This window comes from Raineya sp. (assembly GCF_053497555.1).
The window spans coordinates 1-15,758 of the sequence record NZ_JBRCWE010000013.1 but is presented as its reverse complement, the minus strand read 5'-3'; the positions used below and the strand labels follow the sequence as shown (position 1 = coordinate 15,758).

Here is a 15,758-nt window from a genome sequence, read left to right as displayed (position 1 = left end):
ATACGATGCAGGAAACAGGATTTTAGAAAGTAGATTTCAGGCAGAAAAAATGAGAGATTGAACATCAAATATTGAATTTTTTGAACGTAAATAATTGCAAAAGCCAACGATATGAAGCTATGCGTAGCCTATCCCAATGCCGATAATAAATTTGAAACTTTTATCAGAAATCATATTCAGGGGCTTAAGCCTGATTACTGCCTGACAGGAGGCTGGTGGGTTTATAGAGAACCTAATGGTAAAAGTATTTTTGGAGGTGTATGGACAGAGCCATTGAGGGTTTTGCTCAAAAGATTTTTTCCTGCTTGGTATGATAAAATCTATACACACTATTTGGTAAAATTCTTGCGAAAAAAACAAATTACTCATTTGCTTGCCGAATATGGAATTACAGGGGTTCGGGTAATGTGGGCTTGCCAGAAAGCAAATGTAAATCTTGTTGTTCATTTTCACGGATTTGATGCTTCCAATAAGGCAGTTTTGCAGGAATTTAGCCCTTATTATCAAGAAATGTCTCGGATAGCTAAAAAAATTGTGGTGGTTTCGGAAGATATGAAAAAAAACTTGATGAACATTAATTTGCCCGAACGCAAAATCCTGAATATTCCTTATGGAATAGACCCTGACCTATTTTCGGAAAAGAATATTTATCCAAATGATAAGATAGTGATTTCAGTAGGCAGGCTGACATTCAAAAAATCTCCAACGCTAAATATCAAAGCCTTCAACGAAGTTTTGAAAGTATTTCCTGAAGCTCAATTTTGGATAGTAGGGGACGGAGAACTTCGGCAGGAAGCTGAAAACTTAGTAAAGACATTAGGCATTGAAAAAAATGTGCGGTTTTGGGGCTATCAAACTTCTGCTCAAATCGTTCAACTACTGCACAAAGCTGATGTATTTATTCAACATTCTATTACGGAGGCTCGCGGCGATACAGAAGGCACACCTAATACCGTATTAGAGGCTTCTTGCGTTGGTTTGCCTGTGGTAAGTACCTTTCACGCAGGTATCAAAGAGGCAGTAGCTCATGGAGAAACAGGTTTTTTGGTTCAAGAAGGAGATTATCTTGCAATGGCACAGCATATCATTTACTTGCTTGAAAATCCTGAAATTGCCCAAGAAATGGGCAAAAAAGCAAGAGCCAAGATGTTGAAAGAATATAATTTGCCTTTTCAAATAGAAAAATTACAACAAGCTATTCTTGGATAGATGTACCCACTGATGCATCAATGTACGTAAAAACAAGATTAGAGGCAAGTCTTGCAGTGCGGTCGTCGGTATCGTGTTTGGGCGAAAGTTCAGCAATATCAAAGGCAAGTACTTTCCCTGTTTGGCTGATGAAGCGTATTAAGTCCGTTACAATGGTCGGATAGATGCCCAAGCCGTTCAAGGCACTTACACCTGGGGCATAAGAAGCCGAAAAAACATCAAGGCAAACACTGATGTATAAAAAATCTTGCTTTTCAATAAATTTGGTAAGTCTTGCATAAATATCCTGAATAAACATAAAATCCATTTTTTCGGAAGTTATATATTCTACACCCCAGTCATGTGCAGTTTGAAAAAGTTTGGGTGTATTGCTCTGCTTTTGGATACCCAAAACGAAATAGGAAAAATCCTCATTGTTTGCTTTTCTATCGTTGGCTATTTGCAAAAAAGATGTTCCCGAAGTAGATTGTTTTTGAGGACTTTCACGCATATCAAAATGAGCATCAAAATTGATAATTCCCAATTTGCGTGAAGGTTGTGTTTGCAAAAATTTCTTAATGCCCAAATAATGCCCCCAAGCTATTTCGTGTCCGCCGCCTATCAAGACACTTTTGTAGCCCGAATATAAAATCTTGAAAACCTTTTCGCCTAAAAAACTTTGAGCTTCTTCCAAAAATTTAGCAAGACAAAAAACATCTCCGCCATCTACCAAAATAGCATCTTTTCCAAAATGCCAAGGCAAGTTAGAAAGGTGTATTCGCATTTGAGCAGGACCTTCTGCGGCTCCGATTCTGCCCTGGTTACGTCTTACTCCTTCATCAGAGCAAAAGCCGAGCAAAGTAAAGCCTTTGCTCGTACCGAGCAGTCGGGGTAGTTTATCTACTTCTTCCAAATTGATACGCTCTACTTTCTGATGCCATCTTGCTCCCAGTTCTCCATCAATAGGCATATCATCTCTGCCTGTCCAATTTTTTTTATTCGGTTTGCGATACATAAAGGCTAAAAGGTTAAAAGGTCAAGTTTTGGAGGTTCAAATGCTTTTAACTTGGAGTTTGATACCAAATACAAATTACTCACTGCTCTATCTCCTGTTTGTATTGCAAATCAGGGCTAAACGATTACAAAAATAGCAAAGTTTTGCAATGCACAAGTTAAGATTTTTTGTTATTTATGTTCAAAACGTTTGAAGGTTCAAGAGTTTGGGGAAAAATTATACTTCCTCTAAATATCCAATGTTCTCAATCTTGTTTCCTGTTTCTATACTGCAAATTTGACCTAAACAATCACGATTTTTTTACAAAAATGCTCAAATTCTTTTTCGTAACAAAAAAAACTACTATTTTTGATAGCCTACTTTGAAACTGCAAAATTTTGTAAGCAATGAAAGTAAAATCTTGGAGTATCAGAAGAATTACAGCTTTTTTCTTCCTTTTTGCCATTATACTCATAGCGATTGGTTATAGTCTCGTGTTGCTTTCGGGCTTTTTGCTCAGGCAAGATGCCGCCCGGGTAGAGCTTTCGCGTGAAGCAGAAAAAATACTTGGACAAATGCCTTACCGAGCAGGTCTGGTGATTGGTGGAGATGCTGAAAATAAACTTGCTCTGCAAAACCTGATTATGGAGTATGATGACAAATTGGATATTCTTTCCAAAGGGAGAAAGGTGGTTATTTTTACTAATGAAGTTACTATTAAACCCGTATCAGGAACGAAGCAAATTGTAAAATTCAACAAACTTCGCGATGATTGGCAACTTTACAAGAAAAATCTCAATATAATTCTCAATGAAATTGTGGAATTGGATAGTACTGTTCTCAAGACCGCTACCAAACAGGAGAAAGTAAATGATACACTTATCAAAGAAATTCCTGTGGCGATTAAAGCGATTGAAAAGGTAGAAAATCCGACCGTGCAGAAAGCCTATATCAATATGGTAGAAACTACTGCCAATATTCAAAGTGTTCATAATGAACTTACTACGCTTTTCATCGCTGAATATACAGCAACGCAAACGGGTATTCAGATAACTATCTTTTTCATCATTATACTTGTGGTGGCATTCTTGATAGTGGGATATGTGTTTTTCAGCAATCGTTTCATTAAGCCTTTGGATAAAGTAGCCATAGTTACTCAGGAAATAGCTTCGGGAGATGTAAATCAGAAGGTTATTTATGATAGAAAGGACGAAATAGGGGTGCTTGCCAGCAATATCAATATGCTTGCCAGCAACTTGAAGCGAACTTCCGAATTTGCAAAAAATATCGGAGAGGGCAAATTTGAATATCCTTTCCAAGTTCGCAGTCAGAAAGATGCTTTGGGCTTTGCCCTCTTGAATATGCGTGAAAACCTCTTGCGAGTAGCCGAAGAAGACCGCCGCCGCAACTGGGCTAACGAAGGTTTTACCCTTTTTGTGAATATTTTGCGTGAGAATTACGAAAATCTAAACGACCTTGCGTATGCTGTTATTTCCAACCTTGTCAAGTATGTAAAAGCAGAACAGGGGGGGCTTTTCTTGATGGTTGAAGATAAAAATGAAAATAAGTTTCTAGAACTCAAAGCCGCTTATGCCTACAATCGTAGAAAGTACGAAGAAGCTCGCATAGAAGTAGGGCAGGGGCTTGTAGGGCAAGCTGTTTTAGAAAAAGATATTTTACATTTAGATAAACTTCCCGAAGACTATACGCAAATCAGTTCGGGCTTGGGCGATGCCCCCCCACGCCATCTTTTGGTTGTTCCTTTGCTCTACAACAACGATGTGTATGGAGCTATTGAGATTGCTTCTTTCAAACATTTTGAAGATTATGAAATAGCCTTTATTGAAAAGCTTTCTGAAAACATTGCTTCTACTTTTGCCTCTGTACAGAATACACAAAAAACAAAAACACTCTTGTTGGAATCGCAACAGGCAACAGAGCAGTTGCGTACCCAAGAAGAAGCGATGAGGGCTAACCTTGCAGAACTTGAAAGAGCCCAAAAAGAAGCTGAAAGAAGCCAAAGAGAGCTTGAAAAAATGAAGGAAAACTTGGAGCAACAAATCCAAGAACAAACTCTTGAACTTCGTGAAAAAGAAGCTCAACTATCAGAAGCCTTACGCTTGGCTTCGCTGGCACCTTGGCAGTTAGATGTAAGAAGTAAGATGATTATTGCCACAGACGAACTCTATGAACTTTTGCGTACCAGCAAAGATTTGGAAGGAGGCTATCGTATGCCTTCGGCGAAATTTATGGAGAAATTTGTTGTGGAGAAAGATATTGAGCTGGTAAATGCTAAAATTGCGGAAGCTATCAAATCCAAAGACCCCAACTATGAAAGCACTTTTGAGTACCAAATGAAGCGTGCCAATGGTGATATTAGAGATGTAGTGATTTCTGTGAAACGTATTTTGGAGCCAAATTCTGATAGAACTGCCATTGTGTATGGTACAATGCAGGATATTACTCGCCAAAAGCGTATTGAAGAGCAAATTCGTATCCAAAGAGATGCCCTTGAAAAACAACAAATAGAACAGCAAAAGTTTGTGGCAATGGTGGAAAATGCCACAGATTTTGTAATTATGATGAACCCTAACGAAGAGATTATTTATGCCAACAAAGTAGGACAACAACTATTCGGGGCGGATAATTATCTTTCCAAACGTTTGTATTTCAAAAACTTTTTCGCTGAAAAAAATTGGGAAAAAGTTCAGAAAGAGGTTATTCCAAGTGTAAAAAATAATGGTTTCTGGGAAGGTGAATTGGAAATGATTAACCTGAAAACCAATGAAACCGCTTTTATGAGTGGTAATATTGTGGCGATTAAAAATGCACAAGGCGATATTACGGCGATTGCCACCATTATGCGTGATGTTACAGAAAAACAAAAAATGCTTCACGAAATAGAGGAGAGTAACTCGCGTATGAAAGCAATCTTGGATAGCACTACCGATGAAATTTATTCCATAGATAAAAATTTCAATATTCTTTCTTTTAATGAGAAATGGGCAGAGTTTATACTTAACGAAACAGGCAAACGCCCCCAAGTAGGAATGAACCTCTTTACCGATTTTGAATTCAAGCGTCAGGAGTTGCCTCAATTACTCAAAGAGCAATTTACACGTCTTTTTGAGCAGGGAGCGTTTTCTTACACCGAAGGTTTCAAAGTTTTTGAAAAGAAAAAGGTAAAAGTAAAAGGCAAGGAAGTAGAGCAAGAAGTGTTGAAAGATGAGTTCTTTTTCCAACGCTATTACAATCCGCTCTATGATGCCGAGGGAAATGTAATTGGTGGCGTTTCTTTTACCCAAGATATTACTCCTATCAAAAAAGTTGAGTTGCAAATCCAGCGAAGCGAAAACCGCCTCAAAGCCATTGCAGACTCCACCCACGAAGCGATTATCATTCACGAAAAAGGATATATCAGGGAGGTGAATACTGCCTTTACCAAAATTACAGGCTACGGTGCCGATGAAGTTGCAGGGCAGTATCTCTTTAATTTCTTTGCCCCCGAAACCAAAGCTCTCTCGGTTATCAATATGCAACTTGGCTACGATAAGCCTTATGAAGGAGTGCTTATCCGTAAAGATGGCTTGGAAGTACCCATAGAAATTCACGGAAGAGTAGTTGCTTTTGAAGACCAGCGTATCCGCATTTTTGCTATTCGTGATATTTCGGAGCAGAAGGCTTTCAGCGATGCTCTACAAAAATCTAAGGATACTTTACAAAAAATTATTGATACCTTGCCCCAAAGTGTTTTCTGGAAAGATAGAGAGTCTAAATTTTTGGGTTGCAACCGCCGTTTCTTGCAAATGGTAGGAGCAAAAAATGTTGAGGATATTATCGGGAAAACAGATTTAGATATTTGGACAAGCCAAGAAGAAGCCGAAATGTATATCCGTAGCGATAAGAAAGTTATGGAAACAGGTGTTCCTGAACTTGATGTGCTTCAAACACGTCAGCTTGCCAACGGACAAACAGCTTGGCTCAAAGTAAGTAAAGTACCTTTTCAAGATACCGAAGGGAATGTAATTGGTATTATTGGTACGTACCAAGACGTAACCGAGCAGAAAAAAGCAGAGGAGAATATCCTTGCCAGCAAAGAGCGTTTGCGTAAGCAAATTGAAACACTTACCTTGCTTGGCTCTCAAAAATTGCAAGAAGTAGGCATCAAAGAGTACGCTGCCGAAATCAATAAAGCTATTGCCGAAACGCTTACTATTCCAAGAGTGAGTATTTGGGAGTTTAAGAATGGGGCTCTCAATTGTATAGATTTGTTTGTAAAGGAGGAAAACATACATCTGGAAGGTATGCAAATGTCGCAAGAGCAGTTCCCTATTTTCTTTGAAAATCTTTACAAAGAAAGTTGCATTATTGCGTACCCTGCACAAATTAGCCCTATAACCAAAGAACTTACCCCTTCCTATTTGGCAGAGGCAAGTATTACTTCTATGCTCATTTATCCAATTCGCATTGGCAATAAACTCAAAGGTATGCTGACTTGCGAGCATATACGTACCCCTCGCGAATGGACTTTGGAGGAGCAAAGTTTCATTACTTCTATGCTTGATTTGGTAATGCTTAAAATGGAAGAAACCGAAAAAAACGCAGTGGTAGAATACAATTCCGATAAAACTTTCGTTATTAGTGAGCAAATTATTGAAAAATCCAAAGAAAGTATTTTGGCGGTTGATGAAGACGAGAGAATTGTGCTTTTCAATACTAAAATGGAGGTGATTTTTCATAATTTGTATGGCATTACTATCAAAAAAGGTATGCCTTGGACAAGCCTCTTTGAAAGCGATGCCGATGACCTTGCTCATATACGCAAAGACTGGTACCACGCCTTACAAACCCGACAGCCTTACGAAACCGAACATATTTTTGGTAAAGGAGAGAAGCGTAGTAAATTGCGTTATATGATTGAGCCGATTGTAGTGGATAATATGCTCGCAGGTGTGGCTCTGTATGTAAGACGTGGCAGTGCCTTGCTCACGATTGAACGCTAATGTTTCTTGGCACAAATATTATTGAATTATCTGAAAATCAAATCTAAATCTTATGAAAAAAACTCTTATTCTCGTCATTTCACTACTGGTAAGCTCTGTGCTGGCTTTTTCCCAAGATTTGGAAAGTGCCAAAAGGGAAGTAAGTAAAAAAATGCTCAAACGAAGCATTACCGCTCCTGATTTTGAACTTAAAAATTTAGATGGCAAAAATGTAAAACTCTCCGATTTGAAAGGGAAGGTAGTAGTTTTAGACTTTTGGGCTACTTGGTGCGGACCTTGCGTGGCATCTTTTCCGGGTATGAAAAAAGCCGCTGATAAATACAAAAATGATAACAATGTGGTTTTTCTTTTTATTGCCACCAGCGAAGAGCCTCGCAATCGTACAGAACGACTCAAAAGGTTTATAGAAAAGAAAAAATATGATTTTAACGTACTCGTTGATGAAAATGACGAGGTTGCGGGTAAATTTGGCGTTATGGGTATTCCTATGAAGTTTGTGGTAGATACCCAAGGCAACATTCGCTTTGCTTCCGAAGGCTATAATGGCTCGCCTGATGCCACTGCCCTTGAAATAGAGGCAATGATTGAACTTGCCAAAGCAGGAAAGTAAAATTTATGCAAATTGAAACTAAAACATCTATTCAAGATTACTTACTTGCTGAAAGCCAGAAAGCAAGCAAACACGAATATTATGCAGGCGAAGTAATTGCTATGGCAGGAGCAAGCCCACAGCATAATATTATTGTGGGTAACTTGATAACTTTGCTTAATAACTGCTTACGCTTCAAAGATTGCATAGTATTTCCCAGCGATATGCTTTTGAAAGTGCCTGAATGTGATAGTTATTTTTATCCTGATGTTACGATAGTTTGTCAGAAACCCGAATACGAGGAACATCAAGGTCTTTTGGCACTGCTAAACCCAAGTATTGTGATAGAGGTTCTTTCTGCTACAACGGCAATACGCGATAACAATGAGAAATTAGATTGCTATCTTTCTTTGGAAAGTTTGGAGGAATATCATTTGGTAGATAGCCGAAAGATGCAAATCAAGAGTTACAAACGCAATGGCGAGGATTGGCTATTGCATATCAGTCAGAGTGCTGATGAAAAAATATTGTTTGGAACTTGTGAGATAGCATTGAAAGAAGTGTATTGGAAGGTAGAGTTTTCATAGAATTTTTTGCTTATGAATTTAATTGAAGTCCAAGAAAAAGTTAAACCTATTTTGATGAAGTATCAAATCAAAAAGGCAGGTATTTTTGGGTCGGTAGCAAGAGGAAAAAATTCAAAAAGGAGTGATGTAGATATTTTAGTTGAATTTGATACTAAAATAGGGCTTATAGAATTTTTATCTCTAAAATATGAGTTGGAAGAACTTCTCAAAAGCAAGGTAGATTTGGTAGAATACAAAGCTATCAAGCCGAGATTGAGGCAAGAAATACTTTCCGAAGAGATTAGAATTTATGGCTAAAAAAAGAAATGTTACTGTGTTCTTTGAGGATATTTTAGATAGTATTCTCAAAATTCAAGAGTATACATTAAATCTTTCGGAGGAGGAATTTGAAAAAAAATTTTGAAAAGCAGGATGCTGTAATTAGGAGGTTAGAAATTATTGGTGAAGCAGTAAAAAATATTTCAAAAGAAATTAGGGAAAAATATCCTCAAATTCCTTGAAGGCAAATGGCGGATATGAGAGATATTTTAATTCATCAATACTTTGGCATTACTATAAGTTTAGTGTGGCAAACCGCAACTTGCGATTTGCCTAAACTAAAAAAAGAATTTGAAAAAATTATTGCAGATATTTCTTGAATTTGCCAATAGCTAAATTGTTTAGCAAAATTTAAAAATTTCCCAAAATCAATTTTAATAACCATTCCAATCAGCTATGCAACTCATAGATAGTCGTTATTACATTCAGAGCATTGATGTACTTTCGCTTTGCGAGCAGTTTGGTACGCCCCTGTACGTATACGATGCCGAAAAAATGAAAATGCAAGTGGAGAGCTTGCAAAAGGCTTTTTTAGGTGTGCCAATGAAAATTAAATATGCCTGTAAAGCCCTCAATAATATTTCTGTGCTGAAACTTTTTAAGCACTACGGCACAGGGCTGGATACGGTTTCCATTCAGGAGGTATATTTGGGTTTGAAAGCAGGATTTGAGCCACAAGAAATTATTTTTACACCCAATTGTGTCAGCTTTGAGGAAATTCAGGAAGCGGTGCGTTTGGGAGTGGTTATCAATATTGATAACATTTCCATTTTAGAACAATTTGGGCATACTTACGGTAGTAGTGTGCCTTGTTGTATAAGGCTCAATCCGCATATTTTGGCAGGTGGCAATCACAAAATTTCCACAGGACACATAGATTCCAAATTTGGTATTTCAGTATTGCAAAGCAGACATCTTTTGCGAGTAATAAAAACCTACAACATTCGTGTTACAGGCTTGCATATGCACACAGGCTCGGATATAGTAGATGCTGATGTTTTTCTGCAAGCGGCAAATATTCTTTTTGAAATTGCCACCGATTTCCCTGATTTGGAATTTATGGATTTTGGGAGTGGCTTCAAAGTAGCCTACAAAGAAGGCGATATTACTACGGATATTACTGATTTAGGTAAAAAATTAGGCTCTGCTTTTCAAAAGTTTTGTCAAAATTATGGAAGGCAGTTGGAGTTGTGGTTTGAACCGGGAAAATTTTTGGTAAGCGAAGCGGGCTATTTGTTTGTAAAAACGAATGTTATCAAAACAACCCCTGCCACGGTGTTTGTAGGTGTAAATTCAGGGTTAAACCACCTGATTCGCCCAATGATGTACGATGCTTACCACGAAATTGTGAATGTTTCCAATCCGCTTGCTCCCCAAAGAGTTTATACCGTAGTGGGCTATATTTGCGAAACGGATACTTTTGGTTGGGACAGAAAGCTCAACGAAGTGCGTGAAAATGATATTTTAGCTCTCAAAAATGCAGGGGCTTATGGTTTTACGATGAGTTCGCAGTACAATGCCCGCACTCGCCCTGCCGAAGTGTTAATTTACGAAGGTAAGCCCTACCTTATTCGCAAAGCAGAAACTCTGGAAGATATTCTCAAAAATCAGGTGGAATTAAACTTTGAGCAATTTGCCGAAAATTTGCAAGAAATTTAATTTTTCACAGAACTCACAAACTAATGAAGTATGAAACATATCGGTCTTTTTTTACTTTTGTGTATGTTTATGAAGGCGAAAAGTCAGAACCCACAGCAACCTTTGCCCCCCAAGGCGGCAGTAAAGCCCAAAGAACTTATCACTCACGGACACAAACGCATTGATAACTACTATTGGCTCAACGAAAGAGAAAATCCCGAAGTAATCGCATACCTCAAAGCCGAAAATGAATATTTGGAGCAAATGCTTGCTCCCAGCAAAGCCTTGCGTGAGAAACTATTTGAGGAAATTAAAAGCCGTATCAAAGAAGATGACCAAAGTTTGCCCTACAAGTACAGAGGTTACTATTATTATACACGCTTTGAAAAAGGCAAGGAATATGCTATCAACTGCCGCAAGAAAGGCTCTTTGCAAGCCAAAGAGGAAATTTTGATAGAGCAAAACGAACTGGCTAAAAAATCAAAATATTTTGCACTTGGAGCATTAAGTATTTCTACCAACAACCAAATAATGGCTTATGCCACCGATACCGTAGGCAGAAGAATTTACAATGTGTATTTCAAAGACCTTTCCACAGGAAAAATGCTAACTGATGTAATTCAGAACGTTACGGGAAATATTGTTTGGGCAAATGATAACAAAACACTTTTTTACAGCCGTCAGGATTTGCAAACACTTCGGGCTTTTCAGATTTACAAGCACACGCTTGGCACAGATAGCAGTAAAGATGAACTTATCTACGAGGAAAAAGATGTGCAGTTTAGCTGTTATATTGGTAAAAGTAAATCTGAAAAATATTTGATGATTATTTCCAGCAGTACGCTTTCCTCCGAAGTCAGATATTTGGAAGCTGATAAACCCAAAGGCGATTTTAAGATTTTTTTGCCTCGCCAAAAAGACCACCTGTACAGCGTTTCACACTTTGAGGATAAATTTTACATTGTAACCAATCTCAACGCCCCCAATTTCAAACTTATGGAAACTTCTACCAAGAAAACTGATGATGTTTCCGCTTGGAAAGAGGTGATAGGGCATAGGAAAGATGTTTTTTTGGAAGATATTGAAATTTTCAAAGATTTTTTGGTAGTAAGTGAGCGAAAAGCAGGGCTTTTGAATTTACGTGTTATCCGTTGGAAAGATAAAAGTGAGCATTATCTTGATTTTGGTGAGCCTGCCTACACGGCTTATGTTTCGGTAAATCCTGATTTTGATAGCAAAATTTTGCGATACGGATACACCTCTTTTTCTACTCCTAATTCCATTTACGACTACGATATGGAAAAACGCACCAAAAAGCTAATGAAACAGCAAGAAGTTTTGGGCGGTAAATTTGACCCTAAAAATTATATCGTAGAACGCATTTACGTAGAGGCTCGCGATGGAGCTAAAATTCCTGTTTCTATTGTTTATCATAAAAACACGAAAAAAGACGGCTCCGCTCCGCTTTTGCAATATGCCTATGGCTCGTATGGAGCAAGTATGGACGTTTATTTCAGCTATTCACGTCTGAGCCTATTGGATAGGGGCTTTGTTTATGCACTTTGCCACATTCGCGGAGGGCAAGAAATGGGACGGGCTTGGTACGATAATGGAAAAATGTTCAAAAAGAAAAATACTTTCTACGATTTTATTGACTGCTCCATTTACCTAATTGAAAATAAATACACTTCCAAAGAAAAACTTTTTGCCGAAGGAGGCAGTGCAGGTGGCTTGCTTATGGGGGCTATTGCCAATATGCGTCCCGATTTGTACAAAGGCATTATTGCCGAAGTACCTTTTGTTGATGTAGTTACGACAATGCTTGATGAAAGCATACCCCTAACCACAGGCGAATTTGATGAGTGGGGCAACCCGAAAAATATTGATAGCTATATCTATATGCTTTCGTATTCGCCTTACGACCAAGTAGAGCCTCAAAAATATCCGCATATGCTTGTTACCACAGGTTTGCACGATTCGCAAGTGCAGTATTGGGAGCCTGCGAAATGGGTAGCAAAACTACGAACAATGAAAACCGACAATAATATGCTTTTGCTTTATACCAATATGGACGCAGGACACGGCGGAGCCTCAGGTAGGTTTCAGGCTATTAAGGAAACTGCACTCAATTATGCCTTTATGTTGCAGATTTTGGGGATAAAAGAATAAGCCATTTTTTGAAAAAAGCCCTTTTTGAAAGGGCTTTTTTACTATGCGGGGCGTATTGTACGCTGTTCTATGCGTTTTTCGTAATGTTTGCCGTGATAGATATAATCTACATAAATGCCTGGTGTATGGATATAATTAGGGTCTAATTCGCCTTCGGGAACAAGCTCTTCTACTTCGGCAATGGTAACTTTGGCGGCAGTTGCCATCATTGGGTTGAAATTGCGGGCAGTACCTTTGTAAATCAAATTTCCTGCTGTATCTCCTTTCCAAGCCTTTACAAGAGCAAAATCGGCTTTGAGCCAACGCTCCATAAGGTACAATTTGCCGTCAAATTCTCTTACTTCTTTGCCTTCAGCAACTTCCGTACCTACTCCCGCAGGTGTGAAAAACGCAGGAATGCCTGCTCCGCCTGCCCTGATACGCTCTGCCAGTGTACCTTGTGGGATAAGTTCTACTTCCAATTCACCACTGAGAAGTTGTCTTTCAAATTCTTCATTTTCGCCTACATACGAAGAAATCATTTTCTTCACTTGGCGTGTTTTTAGGAGCAGACCAATGCCAAAATCATCTACACCTGCATTGTTGGAAATGCAAGTCAGATTTTTTACGCCACTTTTCAGAAGTGCCGCAATGCTATGTTCGGGTATGCCACACAAACCAAAACCACCCAACATCAATACTGCTCCATCAGGAATTTTGGCGATTACTTCGTCCAGATTGGTTATGACTTTATTTACCATAATTTTTCTTGTTTGCAAGCAAAGCTAAAAAAACTTGGCTTTTTGGCAAAAGTTTAGTCTCATTTTTTCTTCGGATTAGCCACAACTTCCACCAAAACCTTAATTTCTGTAATCAACCTTTCAATTTCTTCGCCATTGAGATATTGCTCTTTGCCGATTAGGGAGAATTTTCCTCTTACAAATCCTTCATTATCAATGAGAACTGCTTCACCTGTTTTTGTGAGCAGATAACTTTCAGCCGAGTTTGTATCTTCCTTGAAAACAATATGGGGACTTGTTTTAGAGAGGTTTTTTCCTAAAACCAGATATTTTACCTGAAAGTTGGGGAGTTTCTCAGCGATAAACTTTTTTAAGTCCTCTTTTTCACTAATGCGAGTAAAAATATTGTACAAACTATCGCTGATGGTGGTTTTTTCTTTATCCAAACTCACCACCCAAAAAGCATTTTTTTCGGGAATAAGTGCAGTTTGTACTTGAAAAGGCTTATCAGAACCCTCTTGGCTCAATTTGGGCAAATTGTAATAGTTTTTCAAAGAACCTTGAAATAAGAGAAACACAAAAGCGGGAATAATGAGTATTCCTAAAAGCAGAGCAATTTGTTTTTTGTTGTTCATAACGCTATTTGGTGCTATAATTGGGTGCTTCGCGAGTAATGATAACATCGTGAGGGTGGCTTTCTTTCACGCCAGCGGTAGTAATTTTTACAAATTGGGCTTTTTCTTGTAAATCTTGTATGGTTTTAGCTCCACAATAGCCCATTCCTGCTCGCAAGCCGCCTGCCATTTGGTACAAAACTTCCGAAACGGTGCCTTTGTAAGGCACTTGCCCTACAATACCTTCGGGAACAAGTTTTTTGATGTCGTCTTCGGCATCTTGGAAATAGCGGTCTTTGGAGCCTGCTTCCATAGCTTCCAGCGAACCCATACCTCTGTAAGTTTTGAACTTTCTACCTTCTAAAATCACTACTTCGCCCGGCGACTCATCTGTACCTGCCAAAAGTGAGCCAATCATAATACTGCTTGCTCCTCCTGCGAGGGCTTTTACCAAATCGCCCGAGTAGCGAATACCGCCATCTGCAATAATAGGCACGCCCAAATCTTTAAGGGCTTTATAGGCTTCAAACACTGCCGATAGTTGCGGTACGCCAACTCCTGCCACTACGCGTGTGGTACAAATACTGCCTGGACCCACACCTACTTTTACGGCATCGGCTCCTGCCATAGCCAAAGCCTTTGCTCCTTCGCCTGTAGCAACATTGCCTACTATTACTTGCATTTCAGGAAATTTGGCTTTTACTTTTTTTAGCGTATCAATAACACCTTTGGAATGTCCGTGAGCAGTATCTATGGCAATTACATCAACGCCTGCATTTTTGAGCAGTTCTACTCTTTCCAAAATATCTGCCGTAACTCCCAGAGCCGCTCCCACACGCAACCTGCCGAGTTCATCTTTGCAGGCATTGGGAAAATCTTTTCGGCGAATAATATCTTTGTACGTAATCAGTCCCACGAGCTTTCCATCTTTACTAACAATGGGTAGCTTTTCAATTTTATACTCTTGCAAAACTTCTTCGGCTTCATCAAGCGTAATGCCTTCTTGGGCAGTAATCAGATTGTCTTTGGTCATTATATCGGCAACGGCACGTGAGGTATCTTTCTGAAAACGCAAATCTCTATTAGTAACTATACCTTTGAGCTTTTGGTTTTCATCAACTACGGGAATTCCCCCAATTTTGAACTCACTCATAATACGCAAAGCATCGGCTACTATGGCATTTTCGGAAAGGGTGATAGGGTCAATAATCATTCCACTTTCCGAGCGTTTTACTTTGCGAACTTGCTCGGCTTGGGCTTCAAGGCTCATATTTTTATGAATAAAACCAATCCCCCCTTCACGAGCTACGGCAATAGCCATTTTATATTCAGTAACCGTATCCATAGCCGCCGAAATAATCGGTAAATTCAGCCGAATGGTGCGAGTTAGGAAGGTCTGCAAGTTGGTTTCACGAGGCAATACTTCGGAATAGGCAGGGAGCAGAAGCACATCATCGTAGGTGAGTGCTTCAAAGAGGAACTTGTTTTCAAAAGCGTTCATAGAAGGCAAATAAAAGGGTTCTTTATTTGCCACGCAAATTTAGAGTGTTTTGCACCCGAAAACAAATAAATCGGTAAAAATATTTTAACCAAAGTTCTCAAAGCAAGCGATGATGTCGCTTAGAGCGACATCATCGCTATTAGCCCCTCTCTTTTCTCACTCTCCCACCATCACAAAAGCTCCCCAGTAGTAGGGTTCTTTGTATTTCTTTTTCATTGTTTCTTGGGCATTTTGGAAAGCAGTGCGTTTGTTTTGCTTTTTGAGGAGCATATTTTCATAGAAAAGTGTCATCATTTCTTGTGTGGCGGCGTCATCAACTTTCCAAAGGCTCATCAGCACGCTTTTGGCACCCGCTTCTTGCAAGGCTCTTTGCAAGCCGAAAACCCCTTCACCATTGCGTATTTCGCCCAAGCCTGTTTCGCAAGCAGAAAGCACTAC

Annotated in this window: 12 protein-coding genes and 1 pseudogene; 8 read left to right on the top strand and 5 right to left on the bottom strand. The window is 39.0% G+C overall.

From position 1 onward, the window contains the following. Window positions 1–111: 111 nt before the first annotated feature. Window positions 112–1,209, top strand: coding sequence for a glycosyltransferase family 4 protein (locus ACWITO_RS01290; protein WP_448528201.1), 1,098 nt, complete (start codon window positions 112–114; stop codon window positions 1,207–1,209). Here the strand turns inward: ACWITO_RS01290 and hutG are convergent. After that, window positions 1,196–2,203: a formimidoylglutamase gene (hutG, locus tag ACWITO_RS01285; RefSeq protein ID WP_448528200.1), complete on the bottom strand. Its 1,008-nt coding sequence runs from the start codon at window positions 2,201–2,203 to the stop codon at window positions 1,196–1,198. The genes ACWITO_RS01290 and hutG overlap by 14 nt on opposite strands. Before the next feature lie 386 nt (window positions 2,204–2,589). On the opposite strand from hutG, the gene ACWITO_RS01280 reads away from it, so the two are divergent. The 7 genes and pseudogenes from ACWITO_RS01280 to ACWITO_RS01250 all read left to right on the top strand — a co-directional run bounded on the left by ACWITO_RS01280 (window position 2,590) and on the right by ACWITO_RS01250 (window position 12,486). Continuing rightward, window positions 2,590–7,185, top strand: coding sequence for a PAS domain S-box protein (locus ACWITO_RS01280; protein WP_448528199.1), 4,596 nt, complete (start codon window positions 2,590–2,592; stop codon window positions 7,183–7,185). 52 nt (window positions 7,186–7,237) lie between these two features. Beyond that, complete coding sequence (locus ACWITO_RS01275; protein WP_448528198.1) at window positions 7,238–7,795, top strand: peroxiredoxin family protein; 558 nt, start codon at window positions 7,238–7,240, stop codon at window positions 7,793–7,795. A gap of 5 nt (window positions 7,796–7,800) precedes the next feature. Continuing rightward, window positions 7,801–8,361 (top strand): Uma2 family endonuclease, encoded by a 561-nt coding sequence (locus tag ACWITO_RS01270; protein WP_448528197.1) that lies wholly within the window; start codon window positions 7,801–7,803, stop codon window positions 8,359–8,361. Window positions 8,362–8,373: 12 nt separating this feature from the next. Then, window positions 8,374–8,658 carry a nucleotidyltransferase family protein gene (locus tag ACWITO_RS01265; protein ID WP_448528196.1) on the top strand — a complete coding sequence of 95 codons (285 nt, stop codon included), beginning with the start codon at window positions 8,374–8,376 and terminating at the stop codon, window positions 8,656–8,658. Between the two features lie 89 nt (window positions 8,659–8,747). Continuing rightward, a pseudogene (locus ACWITO_RS01260) lies at window positions 8,748–8,999 on the top strand (HepT-like ribonuclease domain-containing protein). 76 nt (window positions 9,000–9,075) lie between these two features. Continuing rightward, a complete protein-coding gene (lysA, locus tag ACWITO_RS01255) occupies window positions 9,076–10,338 on the top strand; it encodes a diaminopimelate decarboxylase (RefSeq protein ID WP_448528195.1) in 1,263 nt (420 codons plus the stop codon). A gap of 30 nt (window positions 10,339–10,368) precedes the next feature. Next, window positions 10,369–12,486: a S9 family peptidase gene (locus tag ACWITO_RS01250; RefSeq protein WP_448528194.1), complete on the top strand. Its 2,118-nt coding sequence runs from the start codon at window positions 10,369–10,371 to the stop codon at window positions 12,484–12,486. Between the two features lie 41 nt (window positions 12,487–12,527). Here the strand turns inward: ACWITO_RS01250 and ACWITO_RS01245 are convergent, their stop codons facing one another. The 4 genes from ACWITO_RS01245 to ACWITO_RS01230 form a co-directional block, all read right to left on the bottom strand. Further along, window positions 12,528–13,226, bottom strand: a complete 699-nt coding sequence (locus ACWITO_RS01245; protein WP_448528193.1) for a CoA transferase subunit A — start codon at window positions 13,224–13,226, stop codon at window positions 12,528–12,530. Between the two features lie 59 nt (window positions 13,227–13,285). Continuing rightward, window positions 13,286–13,840 carry a hypothetical protein gene (locus ACWITO_RS01240; RefSeq protein ID WP_448528192.1) on the bottom strand — a complete coding sequence of 185 codons (555 nt, stop codon included), beginning with the start codon at window positions 13,838–13,840 and terminating at the stop codon, window positions 13,286–13,288. A 4-nt stretch (window positions 13,841–13,844) separates the two neighbouring features. Continuing rightward, complete coding sequence (guaB, locus tag ACWITO_RS01235; RefSeq protein WP_448528231.1) at window positions 13,845–15,320, bottom strand: IMP dehydrogenase; 1,476 nt, start codon at window positions 15,318–15,320, stop codon at window positions 13,845–13,847. Window positions 15,321–15,476: 156 nt separating this feature from the next. Next, window positions 15,477–15,758: CHAT domain-containing protein (locus tag ACWITO_RS01230; RefSeq protein ID WP_448528191.1), on the bottom strand; the 282-nt coding region annotated here is incomplete at its 5' end.

Coding starts and splice junctions, on each gene's coding strand:
- ACWITO_RS01265 (WP_448528196.1), top strand. CDS start 8,374: ATGAATTTAATTGAAGTCCAAGAAAAAGTTAAACCTATTTTGATGAAG.
- ACWITO_RS01250 (WP_448528194.1), top strand. CDS start 10,369: ATGAAACATATCGGTCTTTTTTTACTTTTGTGTATGTTTATGAAGGCG.
- ACWITO_RS01240 (WP_448528192.1), bottom strand. CDS start 13,840: ATGAACAACAAAAAACAAATTGCTCTGCTTTTAGGAATACTCATTATT.
- lysA (WP_448528195.1), top strand. CDS start 9,076: ATGCAACTCATAGATAGTCGTTATTACATTCAGAGCATTGATGTACTT.
- ACWITO_RS01280 (WP_448528199.1), top strand. CDS start 2,590: ATGAAAGTAAAATCTTGGAGTATCAGAAGAATTACAGCTTTTTTCTTC.
- ACWITO_RS01270 (WP_448528197.1), top strand. CDS start 7,801: ATGCAAATTGAAACTAAAACATCTATTCAAGATTACTTACTTGCTGAA.
- ACWITO_RS01290 (WP_448528201.1), top strand. CDS start 112: ATGAAGCTATGCGTAGCCTATCCCAATGCCGATAATAAATTTGAAACT.
- hutG (WP_448528200.1), bottom strand. CDS start 2,203: ATGTATCGCAAACCGAATAAAAAAAATTGGACAGGCAGAGATGATATG.
- ACWITO_RS01245 (WP_448528193.1), bottom strand. CDS start 13,226: ATGGTAAATAAAGTCATAACCAATCTGGACGAAGTAATCGCCAAAATT.
- guaB (WP_448528231.1), bottom strand. CDS start 15,320: ATGAACGCTTTTGAAAACAAGTTCCTCTTTGAAGCACTCACCTACGAT.
- ACWITO_RS01275 (WP_448528198.1), top strand. CDS start 7,238: ATGAAAAAAACTCTTATTCTCGTCATTTCACTACTGGTAAGCTCTGTG.